Here is a 14804-nt window from a genome sequence, read left to right as displayed (position 1 = left end):
CAGAGGTGTACAAGAGACAGGGTGATCGGCGCCGGGTGGGCCGGCACCCCAGGGAGCGGGGTGCGGTTCGCCGAGTGCTTGCTGGGTGAAGGTAGTGACGAGGGTGTTCCAGTCGGTGGGGCGGTGGAGGAGCGAGTGGGATTCGCCGGGGAGGAGGATGACGGTGGCTGGGGTGCCGGCGGTGCGGAGGCGGTTGGCGTAGGCGAGGGTTTCGGCGGGGGAGGTGACGGTGTCGTCGTTGCCGTGGGCAAACATCACCGGCGGGCGGACGGCCACCAGAGGATCCTTGAGCGGGAGCCACGGGGCCAGGCCGAGGACGCCGGCCACGCGCGGGTGATCGCCGGCGCGTACGACTGTGCGGCCGCCCATCGAGTGGCCGATCAGTACGACGCGCCCGATCAGCGACGGCAGTTCGTCGAGCACCGCGCGGAGGTCCAGAGCGGGATCACCCACGTCGTTCCAGCCGCGGTAGCGGTAGCGCATCAGTCCGACGGCTGCCGACGGGATCGCCGTACGCAGAGCTGCGGCGAAGGGCCACATGCGCAGGATGGGCCCTCGCCACAGGTGGGGATTCTTGTGCGAGCGTTCATAACCACCGTGAGCCAGCAGGACCAGATCCGTTGCGCCAGGCGGATTCCAGAGCAGGTCGACGCCGGGTTGTCTCACTGAGTGCCGTACAGCTCGGCAGGATCCCGGCGGATCACCATCATCCTCTTCAGGTCGGTCAGCTCGTTGAAGCCGTACTGACGATAGAGCTCGTGCGCATCCAACGTCGCCAGCATCCACCGCCGCAGCCCCTTGAGTTCTGGATGCTCGATCAACGACGACACGACGAACTTCCCGAGCCCGTGCCCGCGAAACTCCAGCAGCACGAACACATCCGCGATCCACGCGAACGTCGCCCGATCCGTCACCGCCCGCGCGAACGCGACCAGCTCCCCGGCCGACGTGTACACGCCGACGTTCAGCGACCCCTCAATCGACCGCTCCACCACGTCACGCGGCACGCCAGGCGACCAGTACGCCGTACTCAGGAAGCTGTGCACGACGTCCACATCGATGCGCGCCGGATCGTCGTCGGCCTCGAAACCGGCCGGGTGGGACCACTTCACTTGTTCAGCACCTCCGTGATCGGCATTGACGAGTCGGCCGGCAGACCCAGCGGCGACGGAGCCTTCCCGGCCCGCACGAGCTCGGACCCCAGCGCCGCGACCATCGCGCCGTTGTCGGTGCAGAGGCCAGGACGCGGCACCCGTACGGCGATTCCTGCCGCGGAGCACCGTTCTTCGGCCATCTGGCGGAGCCGGGAGTTCGCTGCGACGCCGCCACCGATCAGCAGGTGCTCGTAACCGCGGTCCTTGCAGGCGTCGATCGCCTTGCGGGTCAGCACATCGCAGACCGCCTCCTGGAACGCGGCCGCGATGTGGTTCACCGGGACGTCCTCGCCGTCACGCCGCCGCGACTCGACCCAGCGCGCGACCGCGGTCTTCAGACCGGAGAAGGAGAAGTCGAACTGGTGCCGCTCGAGATCGCGCTGCGAGGTGAGCCCGCGCGGGAACCGCACGTACAGCCGGTCGCCGCCGTCCTGAGCCGCTTTGTCGATATAAGGACCACCGGGGAACGGCAGCCCGAGCACGCGCGCCACCTTGTCGAACGCCTCACCCGCGGCGTCATCGATGGTGCTGCCCATCGGCTGCACGCCCTCGGTGATGTCCTCGACTGCGAGCAGCGACGAGTGGCCGCCGGACACCAGCATCGCGATCGCACCCTTCGGCAGATCGCCGTGCTCGAGCGTGTCGACGGCAACGTGCGCGGCCAGGTGATTGACGCCGTACAAGGGTTTGTCGAGTGACAGCGCCAGGCCCTTCGCGGCCGCGACACCGACGAGCAGCGCACCGGCCAGGCCGGGTCCGCTGGTGACGGCGACCGCGTCCACATCGGTCGGCTTGATCCCGGCGGTCTCGCAGGCGCGCCGGATGGTCGGCACCATCGCCTCGAGGTGCGCGCGGCTGGCCACCTCCGGTACGACGCCACCGAACCGCGCATGTTCCTCGACACTGGACGCGATCGCGTCGGCGAGCAACGTCTGCCCGCGCACGATGCCGACCCCGGTCTCGTCACACGACGTCTCGATCCCGAGGATCAGAGGTTCTGTCTTGCTCACGCTGTCTCCCGCCACCGCATGATCACCGCATCTTCGCCGCCGGCGTAGTACCCGCGCCGCCGGCTGATCTCGTCGAACCCGAACCCGCCGTACAGACCGATCGCCGACTCGTTGCCTGCGGCAACCTCCAGGAGCACCGTCCGTCCGGCGCACCGCGCGAGCGCGGCCGTCATCAACTGCCGACCGATCCCGGTACGGCGTTCGTCCGGCGCCACCGCGATCCGCAGCAACTCCACCACGTCCACCTGAACCGGCGGCACCAGCAGCACGACGTACCCAGCCACAGCACCTTCATCAGCCACCAGGATCACCCGATCCTCAGCCAGCCGCTCGAACTCACCTTCCCAGGCGACGCTACTCCAGGCCTCTCGCCCGAAGCACACCTGATCCAGCTCCACGATCCCCGGCAAGTCGTCAACCACAGCCGGCCGAATAGCCGGTCTCACTTGGTCAACACACTCTTGGGCCCACCCGACATCGTCACATCAGGCCGCCGCAAATAAAGGGGGTCAGGAGCAACAATCTCGAGAGTTCCGAGCGCCACCCCACGAGCAAGCACCTCCGCCGACGGGTACTCCACCACTTCATCAGCAGTAGCGCCCAGGAGGTCGGCGTACAGGACTGCGCCTCGGCCGATCACGGGGAGGCCTGACAGAACGTGGGCTACATCGGCTGGTTTGTCGACGGCCGGGCCTTCTAGGCGGCGACGGCTGCCATCAGCCGCGGGGCCGTCGTACAAGGCCCAGTAGATCTCTTTGCGGCGGGCGTCGGTGGCTACGGCTACGGGGAGCGCCAACTCAGACTGGTGGGCGAGGATGTCGAGGCTGCAGACTCCCGCTACCTCGATGCCCAGTACGTCGGCCATGGTGCGGGCTGTGACGAGTCCTACGCGGAGGCCGGTGAAGGGGCCGGGGCCTACGCCGACTGCGATCCGGGTCAGGTCGCGAGCGGTGCAGCCTGCCTCAGCTAGAGCGGCTGCGATGGCCGGGGCGAGGAGTTCGCCGTGGCGGAGGGCGTCGACCGTGGTCGAGGATGCGACCGCTGCGCCGGTGGCCGGGTCGGCGATGGCGACGGTGACGGCGGCACTCGAGGTGTCGAAGGCAAGCAGCATGTCAGTTCTTCTCCAGTACCGAGATCCGGACGCCGGACGCCGCCCAGCGCGGACCCACCGGGATGATCCGCAGCTCACGGGTCTCGTCGGTGTCGTCGTCGCCGCGGGTCACCACGATGTCGAGCCGGTCCGGTGCGAGCGCCTCGGCGAGCCCATGCCCCCATTCGACCACCGTGACGGCGTCGTCGAGACTCGCATCCAAGTCGAGGTCGTCCAGCTCAGCAAACCCGCCGAGCCGATAAGCATCCACGTGCACCAACGCCGGCCCACCACTCAACGACGGATGCACGCGCGAGATCACGAAGGTCGGCGACGTGATGTCACCCCGCACCTTCAGCCCAGCACCAAGCCCTTGCGTGAACGTCGTCTTCCCGGCCCCGAGATCACCAGACAGCACCAGTACGTCGCCCGCCCGCAACTGCCCGGCCAGCTCCTCGGCGATCGCCCGCATCTCCTCGGCCGTCGGCACGGTCCGCTCGACCGGCATTGCCTTGGCGTAGATCAGGTTGTGATCCAGTTGCTCGACGACGGAATACCCACGCCGGCGCCAGAACTCCACGGTGTCCGGCAACTCGACCCGCGCAACCAACCGCACCCGCGCGAGCCCACGCCGTACGGCGACTTCTTCAGCGCACCCGACCATCGCCGACGCGACCCCACGACCCTGGTGCCGCGGGTCGACCGAGACCCGGCGCAGCACCAGCACATCACCCGACACCTCGAACAGCACCGCCCCTGCCGGCACCCCGTCGATGCGCACCAGCAGACCGCCGTACTGCGCGATCGCCGCCGCCACCGTGGTCGCGTTCTCGCTCAACGCCGTCGACGGCGGATCGAGCACCCGGCGCGAGGAGAAGGCGTGGTGAATCACCGCAACGATCTCGTCCACGTGCTCAGCTGTCGCGTCAACGACATGCAGATCGGTCATGCTCACATTTCATCATGGGGTCCCCGGCCTGGACTGAGGAGCGCAGGGAGCGAAGCGACTGGAGCGACGAGGGAAGGACGGGAATCAAGACCCCATGATGCGCCGCGCGGAGCGTGGCATTCAACTCTGCACCAGCGATTGTTCGGCCCGCTCGATCATCCCAAGAAGGGCAGCGGTGAACTCGCGGTGGTGCTCGACCAGGCCTAGGTGGCCACAGTTCTTAACCTCGACAAGCTCGGCCCCGGGCACGCGGCGGACGATCTCCTCGGCGTGGGCGAACGGGGTGAGCGCGTCCTTGTCGCCGCCGATCACCACGCACTCGACCTTCTGCAGCGGCTCGAGGGAGGCGTACTTGTCGTGCAGCGCGAAGATCGGGTAGAAGTCCGCGATCACCGAGATCGGGGTGGCCGCGATCATCTCGTTCACGAACTCGGTGAACGCCGGCGGCACCTCGGAGCCGAACGCGTACTGCCGGGTCAGCAGATAGCTGAGGTCCGTCCCCGCCTTCCGCCCCCGCTCGACCGCATCGGGGACCCGGGCCAGCGCGGACACCGTCGGGAGCGCGAGTTTCCGCAACCACCGGCCGGGCAGTCCCGGCAGGATGATCGGCACCTCGTCCAGTTGCCCCGCACTCGTCGAGCACAGTCCGACGCCGATGATCCGGTCCCCGAAGAGCTCCGGGTACTGGTCGGCGAGCGCCATGATCGTCATTCCGCCCATCGAATGCCCGATCAGGATCAGCGGACCGGTCGGTGCGTACTCCGAGATGATCCCGTGCAGATCGCGCCCGAGCTGGTCGATGCTGATGTTCTCCCTGGGCGACCGCCCCGACCGCCCGTGCGACCGCTGGTCGTAGAACACCATCTTGCCGATCCCGGCGAGATCGCGGCGCTCGAAGTGCCAGAGGTCCATGTTCAGCCCGTAGCCGTGCGCGAAGACCACCGTCAGATCCTCCGGTGGCAACGGCAGCTTCCGCCCGAACCGCTTCTTCGGAGGCGGCGCAGGTCGCCGGGATCGCTTCAGCTCGTCGACCTCGACGTACAGCTCGACGCCGTCGTCGGCGGTGAAGACGTGCGGAGTGCCACGCAGGGAACCGAACGGTTCCGCCTCCAACTGCGCACGCTGACCGGACCGGCGTCCGATGACCGTGCGCTCGACCGCAACTCCGGCGGCCGCACCGGCGGCCAGCACCCCGACCGCGGCTCCGATGAGGCCGGCGGTCCGTCCTGCTTTCGACATCGCCTACTCCTCGACCGCAGCAGTGTCGACATAGCGCCGCGGGATCCGCGGTCCGAGCCGGGTGACGATCTCGTAGTTGATCGTGTGCGCGGCCTCGGCCCAGTCGTCGACGGTCGGCTCCCCCGCCGTACCGGGCCCGAACAGCACGACCTCGTCCCCGGCCACGACGTCGTCGTCCTCGAGGTTCACCACGCATTGGTCCATGCAGATCCGGCCGACCACGCTGCGGCGTCCACCGGCCGACTGCACGGGGGCACCGTTCGACGCGTGCCGCGGCAGACCGTCGCCGTACCCGAGCGGTATCAGTCCGAGCGTCGACGGCCGCGGCGCCGTCCAGGTCAGTCCGTACGAAACGCCGACCCCGGCCGGCACCCGCTTCACCATCGCGAGCCGTGCCTTCAGCGTCATCGCGGGCCGCAGCCCCAGCTCACTGGCGGGAAGCGCATGCCCGAACGGCGAGAGCCCGTACGTCGCGACGCCCGGCCGAACGAGGTTGAAATGGGTCTCGGGGAGCTGCAGCGTGGCGCCCGAGTTCGCCAGGTGCTTGAACTCGGCCTCGACCCCGAACGACTCGGCCACCTCGATCGCCTCGAGGAAGCTCGCCAGCTGCGCCTCGTTGATCGCGCTCTTCGGCTCATCGGACTGGGCCAGGTGCGACCAGATGCCCTTGATCTCGATCCGCCCGGCGGCCTGCTCCCGCAACGCGACGCGGATCAACGCCGGCCACTCCTCCGGTACGGCGCCGCCCCGGCTCATGCCGGTGTCGATCTTCAGGTGCACCCGGGCCGGACGGTCGTCGACCGCGGCAGCCAGCTCGTCGATCTCCCACGGCGCACCGGCGGACAGGTCGATCCCAGTAGCGATCGCCTCCGCCAGGGGCTCACCCGGAGTAGTCAGCCAGCAGAAGATCGGGCCGGTGTCACCGGCGTCCCGCAGCGCGAGCGCCTCCTCCAGGACGGCAGCACCGATCCAGTCCGCACCGGCGGCGCGAGCGGCCTGGGCGACCGGCACGATGCCGTGCCCATAACCGTCGGCCTTGACCACCGTCATCAGCTGCGCGCCCTCGGCACGGTCACGCAGCGTGGCCACATTGTGCCGGATCGCGGCCAGGTCGACGATCGCCTCGGCGCGCGTCGGACGCTCGCGTGGCGGGTGGCTACTGGGTGACTGGTGAGTAGGCATAGCCCTCCCAGTGTCTCAGGCCGCGAAGATCAATCCCGGCAGGGATGTCATCTTGTGGAAAACTTGACGCGCGTCGGCGAGCTTCGCGGGGTCCGTCATCCCCGCGTAGCCGAAGACCGTCATACCGGCCGCGTTGGCGGCGGCGACGCCGAGTGGGCTGTCCTCGACCACGACGCAGTCAGCCGGTTGCACGCCCAGGGTGGCGGCCGCGTGCAGGAACAGATCGGGCGCGGGTTTGCCGTGCGCGACGTCCTCGGCACTGAAGATTCTGCCCGCGAACCGGTCCAGGAAACCGACCGTGGTCAGCGCCAGCCGGATCCGCTGGTGTGTCCCCGAGGAGGCGAGACAGTACGGCGTACCGGTCGCGTCGAGCTCGTCGAGCACGTCCTCGACCCCCTCGATCGCCTGCAGGTTCGCGAACCCGTCGAACAGCCGCTGGTGGTACCGGTCCTCCAGCTCGGCCGGCAGCGCCCGCCCCAACTGGGCCTCGGCCTTCGCCCGCATCGACGTCATGCTCCCGCCCATGAAGTCCCGTACCGCCTCGTCGAACGTGTACGGCAACCCCGCCTCGGTCAGCAGCTCGGCCAGGATCGTGTTGGCCAGCCGCTCCGAATCCACCAGTACGCCGTCATTGTCGAAAATCACCAAACCAGTCACGCAGGAAACCCTACGCAACCGGTCCGATGTGCTAGCCCCAAGGCCAGCTAGCTAAGGGCTCTCCACCCGAGCCGGTACGACGTTGAGCACGGGTCAACCATGTACGCGGCCAGCAGGTGGTTGATCGGCGCTCAAAGTGAGCCGCCCGCACGACCTTGAGCACCGTTCGGCCGTTCCAGCGGGGTGCCGACTGGTTGATCGGTGCTCAAAGTCCCCCTCGCCCGCGAACTCGGGTCCCCGGGGGCCCTGCCCGGCAGCGTTATCCGGGGGATTCTCGTCACCGGCGACCAAAATCCCCCAGACAGCAAACCACCCAGACGCCCGGCACCCCCTCGCCGCGCAACCGACTCGAACCCCAGCCCAGGCCCGTCAGCCCAAGACAACGTGAAACCGCGGCAACCGACCGCACCATCCAGCCCAGCCACCCGCTGCCCGGAAAATGAGGGGATCTCCGCTCAATGTGCTGGTTCTCCCCTCAATATTTGAGCAGAGAAGGGCCCACTTGAACGGATAGCCCATCAAATTCCCGGGCCGGGCCGGGAAGAGCCGGGCCGGGGACGTTAGCAGGGGGCTGTGGTTCGGAGACCACGCCCGCGGGTTCTTCGGACGTTGTGGCGGGGAACGGGACCAGGCCTTCAGCTTTCTTGGATCTCGAAGGCGTTGAAGGTGAAGCGTTGCTTGGTGTTGTTGGTGGAGACGACCTCGACGCCGTAGTCGACCTGCCAGGTGGTGGAGTTGGCGGGGATCCACTTGCGGGCCTCGAGGTCTTTGAAGAAGGCCTGCAGCGGCATCGTGCCGGAGGTCTGCGTGGTCACGGACTTGTAGGTGAAGATGCCGCCGGGCTTGGTGTTGCCGCCGGCCTTCCAGACCTCGTACGCGTGGCCGCCGATCGTCGTCGTACCGATCTTGGAACCGGCCGGGGTCTGGCCGTGGTTCTGCGTCCAGATCATCAGCTCGTTCTCGAAGCCCTCGTTGATCCAGACGTCGAAGGCGATGTTGTAGATGCAGCCGGCACAGTCCGGCGCGGTCGCGGCGAACTTGGCGGACTGGACCCTGGCCAGCGGGAAGTCGTCGTAATCCTTGTGCACGTTCGGATAAGCCTGTACGCCGTTGTCCCCCGGCCGCGACTGGGTGACGTCCTCGTACCAGCTGTTGTAGTTGCAGACCGCCATCGTGTACGTGCCGTTGTGGTTGTTCCACATGTTGTTGTGGACGTAGTACTGGCCGTAGGTCCGGCCCTCGCCCTGGTTACCGGTCGCAGTCGTCGTCCAGGTCGGCTTGGTGCAGGTCTGGCCGGGATTGCTGGTCGGCTGCGTGCTCGTCGGAGCAGTTGTCGGAGGCTTGGTGGTCGGAGGTTTGATGGTCGGCGGCTTGGGTGTCGGTTTCGGCGTCGGCTTGACCGTCGTCGGCGCGATGGTCGGCGGCTTGGGCGTCGGCGGCTGGGCCGGCGCGGCGACGAAGTCGTAGTGCGCGGTGTAGCGCAGTCTCGTCCCGTCGCGGTAGCTCTTGCCGTCGCGCCGCACGGCGTGCAGCCGGTAGCTCTTGTCGGTGGTTTTCGCCGGGTCGATCGACAGCTGCGCGGGTCCGGAGGCGATCGCGGTGATCGCAACCGGCTTCTTACCGAAACCGTGCAGCACTGTGCAGCCGGAGTGCTTGTCGAGGACACAGCTCTCGACACGTCCGACGCTCGGGAGGGTGGTGACCGTGCTGTCCGCAGCGCTGGTGGTACTCGCGACGACGGGGTTGTCCTTGGCAGCCTGAACGACGATCGGCACAGCGACCAACGCTCCCAGAGCAAGGACGACCGCCGGGACGACCAGACGGCGCCGGGCAGTTCGGATGGGGGGCATGCGTAACGATCCTTCGTCTGTCGATGGGCCGTCGCTGTGTTGCCCCAGCACTTACAGCGCGGCCACCTGTTGCGGTTGGATCCCCAGTGGGACCGGCGGTGCCGGCCGTGGTCTGTCAGCGCGCCGACGTTATCCAACCGTGACCTGATGCGCTACCCCCAACGGAAGGGTTCCACCGACTTTACCCGCCCTTGACCCATCGACTGCCTGCAACGCCGCGCTCACCTTCCGCGTCCTTACAGTGTGAAGATGCGGATGACTGCCCTCGCCGGAGCCGGCCTCCTCCTGCTCGGCCTCGCCGCGTGCGGGAACGAGTCGACCGCCGGAGGAACATTGACCGGCAAGACCTACCTGTCGACCTCCATCACCCAGGAGGGCGACGGCCCACCGCCGTCGCCGGACGCTCGCGTGCGACTGCATTTCACCGACGACGGCCGGTTGATCGCCGACGCCGGCTGCAACACGATGCAGGCCCCGGTGTCGACCGGCAACGGCAAGATCACTCTCAAGGACCCGCCGTCCATGACCGCGATGGGCTGCCCGGGCGGCCGCGACAAGCTGGACGGCTGGCTGAGCAACCTGCTGCAGAGCAAGCCGACCTGGAAGCTTTCCGGGAACACCCTCACCGTCGTCTCGGGCGGTACGACGATCGCCCTGACCGACCGCGAAATCGTCGAGCCGGACGCGGCCATCGACGGCACCAAGTGGACGTTGAGCGGCGTGATCGACTACGACTCGGTCGGGCACCAGCAGGGCGCGGAGAAGGCCTGGATCACCTTCAACGGCGACCGGGTCACGGGCTTCACCGGCTGCAACGAGCTGAACGGCAAGATCTCCCGGACCGCCAACACCATCACCTTCGGCGAACTGGCCACCACGCGGCGCGCGTGTGCTGAGGCCGAGGGCGCGATGGAGAAGTCGCTGGTCAACGGCCTCAAGGGCGAGATGACCTACAAGATCGAGGCCGGCAATCTCACCCTCTCCACGCCCAACGCCGGTCTGACCTTCATCGCCGCCCGCTGAGCCGAACGTCAAACGCTTGCACCTGGTCGGCTGCAGTCTCGTAGGAGACCAGCAGCCGGCCGTCCTGCGTCAGCTTCTGCCGCTGCGCAGCCGTGAGCGGAATCGACCACACCTGTACGCCGCGAGTGATCTGCTGCTCGGACTGCTTCACCAGGCGCCCACTCAGGTCCGGAGCCCAGGGCGGGATTCCACCGTCCGTCACTGCACAGGGTGTGAAGGGGTCGCCGGGGCAGCTGGTAGTCCAGACCGGGATCGCCCCGAGCTCACCAGTCGTCAGGAAGGCGCGGGCAGTCCCCTGCCCACGCGACGTGGTGACGATGTCCACGGCGTTCCCCCGCAGACCGGCGTACCGGATCTGCAGGTCTGTGCTGGGAACGCGCCCGGAGATCGGTACGCCGTTCTGTGCGGACTGGGCGATGGTCTGCGGGGACAGGGCGCCGTTGAGGTTCGGACTGGACACATCCGGCGGCCCGGGGACGGTCGGCCGGTCTGCGGGTGGCGTGTACCCGGGGAGCGTCGCCAGACCCCAGCGGTACGGATCCGACTGCACGGAACCCAGTGCGGACCATCCGAGCCGAGTGCTCTGGTCGATGTGCCGCAGCGTCGTCGTACCAGGCGCTGAGGTGTCGTCGTTGTCGTACGGCGTGATGTTGAGCCCGAGCCGGGCCGGGTCGACCGCGGCCGGCAGTAGCGCGAGCGGAATCTTCACCTCGAGGTCGTAACCACCACCTGCGTACGCATGCGGGACGGTGGTCTCGTTGCTGCCCACCCACTGCGCAGTGGACGCCACCTCGACACCTGGTGCGGGACCCTGTTTGTTGTCCGCGTCGCGTGACCAGCAGGGCTTACCGGTCTGACTGAACGGGAAGATACCGAGCTTGAACGTGTTGGCGGTGTCCATCAGCGACTGTGACGCCGTACCGCGGGGGTCCAGCAGGATCTCCACCGAGTCTGCCTGCCAGTGGCCAACGCACTCGGCCGGTGTGACGGCGTACGACTGGTAGTCGTCGTTGACGTGGATGAAGAAGTACAGCGCGTCGTCCGACCAGCTGACCTTCGCAGTACTGCCACAGTCGGCCGGACCGATGCAGCCGGAGGCGCCTTGCCAGATGCGGTTCACATCGAGCGTCGGGCCCGGGTACTCACCCGGTGCGGCCTTTCCGTCGACCGCGACTGCTGTCTGCGGGATCACTGTCGTTGGGACCAGGCTTAGCGTCAGTGTCTCGCTCCCGGAGGCCGTTTTTATTTGTATCGGCACGTTCTGCTGCGCGGGGAGCTGGGTGTCGGTGTTGGTCAGCCGGAACGTCACTGTGGCGTCCGTGCCCGGATGGAGCGTGTAGGGCTTGGAGCTGGCGTCCAGAGTGAAGTTGGACGGCACCTCCAGCGACACCGCACCACTCTGCGGCTGAGCCGACCAGTTGTGCACCACCACCGGTACGTCGATGCTCTGGCCCACGCCCATCGACTGGATCGCCTGGGACCGGCCGAGCCGATTCGCCTGTGGTGCAACGGTTTCCAGCCACTGGTCGTACTCCTGCCAGTTCCCCCAGCGCTGGAAGCGCCCCTCGGCCGCAGCGACGATCCGTACGACGTTGTCCGTGTACCCGGACGCCTTTGCTGTCGTGTAGCGCGCAGCGATCCGGGCGTTCTGGTCGACCGTCGCAGTGGCTGACGGGGTGACCGTGAACGTCACATCGGCGCGTGAGCCGGACCGGACCTGCTTCGGCCCATCGGTCACCCACCCGGCCGGCACTGTGAGCTCGACCTTGCCTTTAGCGAGCTTTCCGCGCAGATGCACGGTCGCCTGGAACGGCTCCCCCGCCACGTTGTAGAACCGCGAGAACGTCAGGTACTGCAGGGTTCCGAGTGGCAGGCCGCCCGGGTCAGGTTTCGTCGCCCCGAACAGGATGGCGTCGTCCAGCCCGGCCGCCGGACTGCTGTTCGGCTGGAACGGTACGAACGACTGCGTCATCGCGAACCGCGGGCAGGCCGGGGCCGACGTCCCCTTGAACATCACCCGGCTCTGCGTCGGATACGCCGCCCGCCCCTCGTCGGCCACCTGCTGCCAGATCTTCGCCGTACCGGCTGGTTGGGCTTGCACGTTTCCAGCCGGCCACTTGTACGGCGACGGGTAGCCGGTCCACACGCCGGCCACCGTGTCGAGGCCAGTCGGGGTGAAGCCGGTAGTGCAGTTCGCGGCGGTCGTCGTACCGCCTGTGCCTGCAGTGCTGCCGCCGGAGAACACCTTCTTCACCTGCCACGTGCTGAGCGCCTGCGGTCCACGCAACTGCTCAGGGAACCGCGTCGGGTCAGCTGCGGCCAGCACGCCCTCCCAGATCAGCCGCCCGGCCTGCTGGTGGTTGCCATGGCCGGCGGCCAGCGTCGGAGTGAACCCGATGTAGATCTCCGGCTGCGTCTGCCGGATCACTCGCGTCACCCGACGCAGCGTCTCCTCCTCATCCCAGAAGTACTGCGTCAGCGGGGCGCTCTGGTTGTAGAAGAAGTCGATCCGGTCCAGGTTGAAGATGTCCACGGTTCCGGAGCGGTAGTGCGCGACGCGGTCCTCGTTCTCCCGCCGCAGCCCGAGGTCCGGGCCCAGCTCGGTACCGACCGCGTTCCCGCCGCCCTCGCCCCGAGTCACCATGATCACGCCGCACTTGACGCCGTACCGCTCGTGCCAGACGCCGCAGGGGCCGATGATGCTGGTGTCGTCGTCGGGGTGGGCCCACTCGCCCATCACGTGGATCTTCGTCTGCGGATCAGCGACGTAGGATCCGGCCGCCGCCGCCGAGGCCGGCAGCGGACCAGCGATCAGCAGTGCAGCCAGGACCAGGGCGAAACGTTTCATTCGAGCACCTCCGGGCGGTGGGTGCATTCCTACCCACAACCCTGCGGCTCAAAGCAAAATCTGTCGAGTCACCTCGGGGAGTGCGGCTGCGACGTTCATGGCGGTCACTGGTCCGTCGGCTGCAGCGAGCTGACCGGCTGCTGCGTGCAGGTACGCCGCCACCGCTGCCGCCTCGAACTCCGGTACGCCGCCAGCCAGGAGGGAGCCGAGTAGTCCGGCGAGCACGTCGCCCGACCCTGCCGTTGCCAGCCAGGGTGTGGCGATCGGGTTGACGTAGGCCGAGCCGTCTGGGGCAGCTACGACGGTGGTGGCGCCTTTGAGCAGTACGACGAGTTGGCGGTCTGCGGCGACCTGTCGGGCGTAGTGCAGCCGCCGGGCCTCGATCTCTTCGCGTGGTACGTCGATGAGTTGGCTGAGCTCGCCTGCGTGCGGGGTGATGACGATGTAGCCGGCCCGGTCGGTGTCCAGGGCACTGATGCCACCGGCATCGACAACCACCGGCAGGTCCTGCTGCTGGGTTACCCGGTCGAACAGCTCGCGGTCCAGCGTCTCGTCACTCAGCCCGGACCCGACGGCCCACGCCTGCACCCGGCCCTCGCCGACGACGACCTCTGGGTGCACGGCAAGCACGGCGTTGGCCACTGTGTCGGGTCCGACGTAGCGCAGCATCCCGAGAGGGCCAGCCAGGGCACCTGTGGTGGCTATGACCGCGGCACCCGGGTACTGCATGGAGCCGGCGATCAGCCCGAGCACACCGCGCGAGTACTTGTCAGAGTGGGCGTCTGGCACGGGGTAGAGCGTGCGGACGTCGTCCGGTTGCAGGGACTGGACTGGCGCATCCGGTACGTCGAGGCCGATGTCGACCAGGTGCACGGGACCGCAGGCCGAGGCGGCTGGGTCGACGAGGTGGCAGACCTTGTGGGTGCCGAACGTGACTGTGAGTGCGGCGTGGACGTGCGGTTCTGGGGTTTCGCCGGTGTCCACGTCGACGCCCGAGGGAGTGTCGACGGCGACGATCGGGATGTGGTGGTCGGCGGCAAGGGTGACTGTCGCGAGCGCTTCGGGGCGGAGGCCCGGTCGGCCGCCGATCCCGACGATGCCGTCGACAACCACGTCGGCGGCCGGGATGTCGTCGGTCGAGCCGACTCGACCACCGGCTGCTTGCAGCGCGGCCAGGCCTTCGGCGTGGGCGTGGTCGGAGAGCAGCACCGCGATCACCTGGGCACCACGCCGGGCGAGGCGGGCACCGGCGTACAGGGCGTCACCGCCGTTGTCACCGGACCCGATCAGCAGCACGACCCGAGCGCCGTACGTGCGGCCCAGGAAGTTGCCGATAGCAACGGCGAGCCCGCTGGCCGCGCGCTGCATCAGGGTGCCTTCCGGCAGCCTCGCCATCAGCTCGGCCTCGGCAGTCCGGACCTGTTCGACGGTGTGCGCGCGACGCATGCTCAACCCTCCAGAACAACCACAGCGGAAGCGATCCCGGCATCGTGACTCAGTGACAGATGCATACTCTGCACCCCCAGCCGCGCAGCCTGCGCAGCCACGGTCCCCGTGATCTCCAACCACGGCCGCCCGGTCTCATCGGTTTGCACCTCGGCATCATGCCAATGCATCCCCGCCGGTGCCCCCAGCGCCTTCGCCAACGCCTCCTTGGCCGCGAACCGAGCCGCCAACGAAGCCGGCGGCTTCACCGCCTCCGCCGCCGTGAACACCCGATCCCGCAACCCCGGCGTCCGCTCCAACGTCTTCATGAACCGCTCCACGTCGACCACATCAATCCCCACGCCGACGATCATGCC

General features: G+C 68.0%; 14 protein-coding genes. 1 reads left to right on the top strand and 13 read right to left on the bottom strand.

Annotation, left to right across the window (positions count from 1 at the left end; genetic code table 11):
- From E1261_RS35235 to E1261_RS35190, 10 genes are all read right to left on the bottom strand, one after another.
- On the bottom strand, positions 1 to 666 hold a 666-nt coding region (locus E1261_RS35235), incomplete at its 3' end, for an alpha/beta hydrolase (protein ID WP_132414060.1).
- Positions 663 to 1112: a GNAT family N-acetyltransferase gene (locus tag E1261_RS35230; protein ID WP_132414059.1), complete on the bottom strand. Its 450-nt coding sequence runs from the start codon at positions 1110 to 1112 to the stop codon at positions 663 to 665. The genes E1261_RS35235 and E1261_RS35230, both read right to left, overlap by 4 nt.
- Positions 1109 to 2164: a tRNA (adenosine(37)-N6)-threonylcarbamoyltransferase complex transferase subunit TsaD gene (tsaD, locus tag E1261_RS35225; protein ID WP_132414058.1), complete on the bottom strand. Its 1056-nt coding sequence runs from the start codon at positions 2162 to 2164 to the stop codon at positions 1109 to 1111. The genes E1261_RS35230 and tsaD overlap by 4 nt, the downstream gene beginning before the upstream one ends.
- Positions 2161 to 2586, bottom strand: coding sequence for a GNAT family N-acetyltransferase (locus E1261_RS35220; RefSeq protein WP_238176629.1), 426 nt, complete (start codon positions 2584 to 2586; stop codon positions 2161 to 2163). Before E1261_RS35220 ends, tsaD begins: the two co-directional genes overlap by 4 nt.
- Positions 2587 to 2606: 20 nt before the next feature.
- Positions 2607 to 3275, bottom strand: a complete 669-nt coding sequence (tsaB, locus tag E1261_RS35215) for a tRNA (adenosine(37)-N6)-threonylcarbamoyltransferase complex dimerization subunit type 1 TsaB (protein WP_132414056.1) — start codon at positions 3273 to 3275, stop codon at positions 2607 to 2609.
- A 1-nt stretch (position 3276) separates the two neighbouring features.
- Positions 3277 to 4203, bottom strand: a complete 927-nt coding sequence (gene tsaE, locus E1261_RS35210; RefSeq protein WP_132414055.1) for a tRNA (adenosine(37)-N6)-threonylcarbamoyltransferase complex ATPase subunit type 1 TsaE — start codon at positions 4201 to 4203, stop codon at positions 3277 to 3279.
- A gap of 120 nt (positions 4204 to 4323) precedes the next feature.
- On the bottom strand, positions 4324 to 5442 hold the full coding sequence (locus E1261_RS35205; protein ID WP_132414054.1) for an alpha/beta fold hydrolase: 1119 nt from the start codon (positions 5440 to 5442) through the stop codon (positions 4324 to 4326).
- A 3-nt stretch (positions 5443 to 5445) separates the two neighbouring features.
- Positions 5446 to 6624, bottom strand: coding sequence for an alanine racemase (gene alr, locus E1261_RS35200; protein WP_132414053.1), 1179 nt, complete (start codon positions 6622 to 6624; stop codon positions 5446 to 5448).
- Between the two features lie 15 nt (positions 6625 to 6639).
- A complete protein-coding gene (locus tag E1261_RS35195; protein ID WP_238176628.1) occupies positions 6640 to 7281 on the bottom strand; it encodes an HAD family hydrolase in 642 nt (213 codons plus the stop codon).
- Between the two features lie 635 nt (positions 7282 to 7916).
- The gene (locus E1261_RS35190; protein WP_132414052.1) at positions 7917 to 9131 is read right to left on the bottom strand and encodes a GH12 family glycosyl hydrolase domain-containing protein; all 1215 of its coding nucleotides are present in this window, start codon (positions 9129 to 9131) and stop codon (positions 7917 to 7919) included.
- Between the two features lie 249 nt (positions 9132 to 9380).
- On the opposite strand from E1261_RS35190, the gene E1261_RS35185 reads away from it, so the two are divergent.
- Positions 9381 to 10154 (top strand): META domain-containing protein, encoded by a 774-nt coding sequence (locus E1261_RS35185; RefSeq protein ID WP_238176627.1) that lies wholly within the window; start codon positions 9381 to 9383, stop codon positions 10152 to 10154.
- Here the strand turns inward: E1261_RS35185 and E1261_RS35180 are convergent.
- The 3 genes from E1261_RS35180 to E1261_RS35170 are packed head-to-tail and all read right to left on the bottom strand — an operon-like array spanning position 10138 to position 14801.
- Complete coding sequence (locus E1261_RS35180) at positions 10138 to 13002, bottom strand: sugar-binding protein (protein WP_132414051.1); 2865 nt, start codon at positions 13000 to 13002, stop codon at positions 10138 to 10140. The genes E1261_RS35185 and E1261_RS35180 overlap by 17 nt on opposite strands.
- Before the next feature lie 48 nt (positions 13003 to 13050).
- Positions 13051 to 14448, bottom strand: a complete 1398-nt coding sequence (locus E1261_RS35175) for an NAD(P)H-hydrate dehydratase (RefSeq protein ID WP_132414050.1) — start codon at positions 14446 to 14448, stop codon at positions 13051 to 13053.
- 2 nt (positions 14449 to 14450) lie between these two features.
- Complete coding sequence (locus E1261_RS35170; RefSeq protein ID WP_132414061.1) at positions 14451 to 14801, bottom strand: holo-ACP synthase; 351 nt, start codon at positions 14799 to 14801, stop codon at positions 14451 to 14453.
- Positions 14802 to 14804 lie beyond the last annotated feature (3 nt).

This window comes from Kribbella albertanoniae (assembly GCF_004348455.1).
Classification (GTDB): domain Bacteria; phylum Actinomycetota; class Actinomycetes; order Propionibacteriales; family Kribbellaceae; genus Kribbella; species Kribbella albertanoniae.
This window is presented reverse-complemented; position numbering and strand designations above follow the sequence as displayed.

What these genes read in the sequence shown, in the direction of transcription:
- tsaB (WP_132414056.1), bottom strand. Translation starts at nt 3,275, where the DNA reads ATGCTGCTTGCCTTCGACACCTCGAGTGCCGCCGTCACCGTCGCCATC.
- tsaE (WP_132414055.1), bottom strand. Translation starts at nt 4,203, where the DNA reads ATGACCGATCTGCATGTCGTTGACGCGACAGCTGAGCACGTGGACGAG.
- E1261_RS35205 (WP_132414054.1), bottom strand. Translation starts at nt 5,442, where the DNA reads ATGTCGAAAGCAGGACGGACCGCCGGCCTCATCGGAGCCGCGGTCGGG.
- alr (WP_132414053.1), bottom strand. Translation starts at nt 6,624, where the DNA reads ATGCCTACTCACCAGTCACCCAGTAGCCACCCGCCACGCGAGCGTCCG.
- E1261_RS35190 (WP_132414052.1), bottom strand. Translation starts at nt 9,131, where the DNA reads ATGCCCCCCATCCGAACTGCCCGGCGCCGTCTGGTCGTCCCGGCGGTC.
- E1261_RS35185 (WP_238176627.1), top strand. Translation starts at nt 9,381, where the DNA reads ATGCGGATGACTGCCCTCGCCGGAGCCGGCCTCCTCCTGCTCGGCCTC.
- E1261_RS35180 (WP_132414051.1), bottom strand. Translation starts at nt 13,002, where the DNA reads ATGAAACGTTTCGCCCTGGTCCTGGCTGCACTGCTGATCGCTGGTCCG.
- E1261_RS35175 (WP_132414050.1), bottom strand. Translation starts at nt 14,448, where the DNA reads ATGCGTCGCGCGCACACCGTCGAACAGGTCCGGACTGCCGAGGCCGAG.
- E1261_RS35170 (WP_132414061.1), bottom strand. Translation starts at nt 14,801, where the DNA reads ATGATCGTCGGCGTGGGGATTGATGTGGTCGACGTGGAGCGGTTCATG.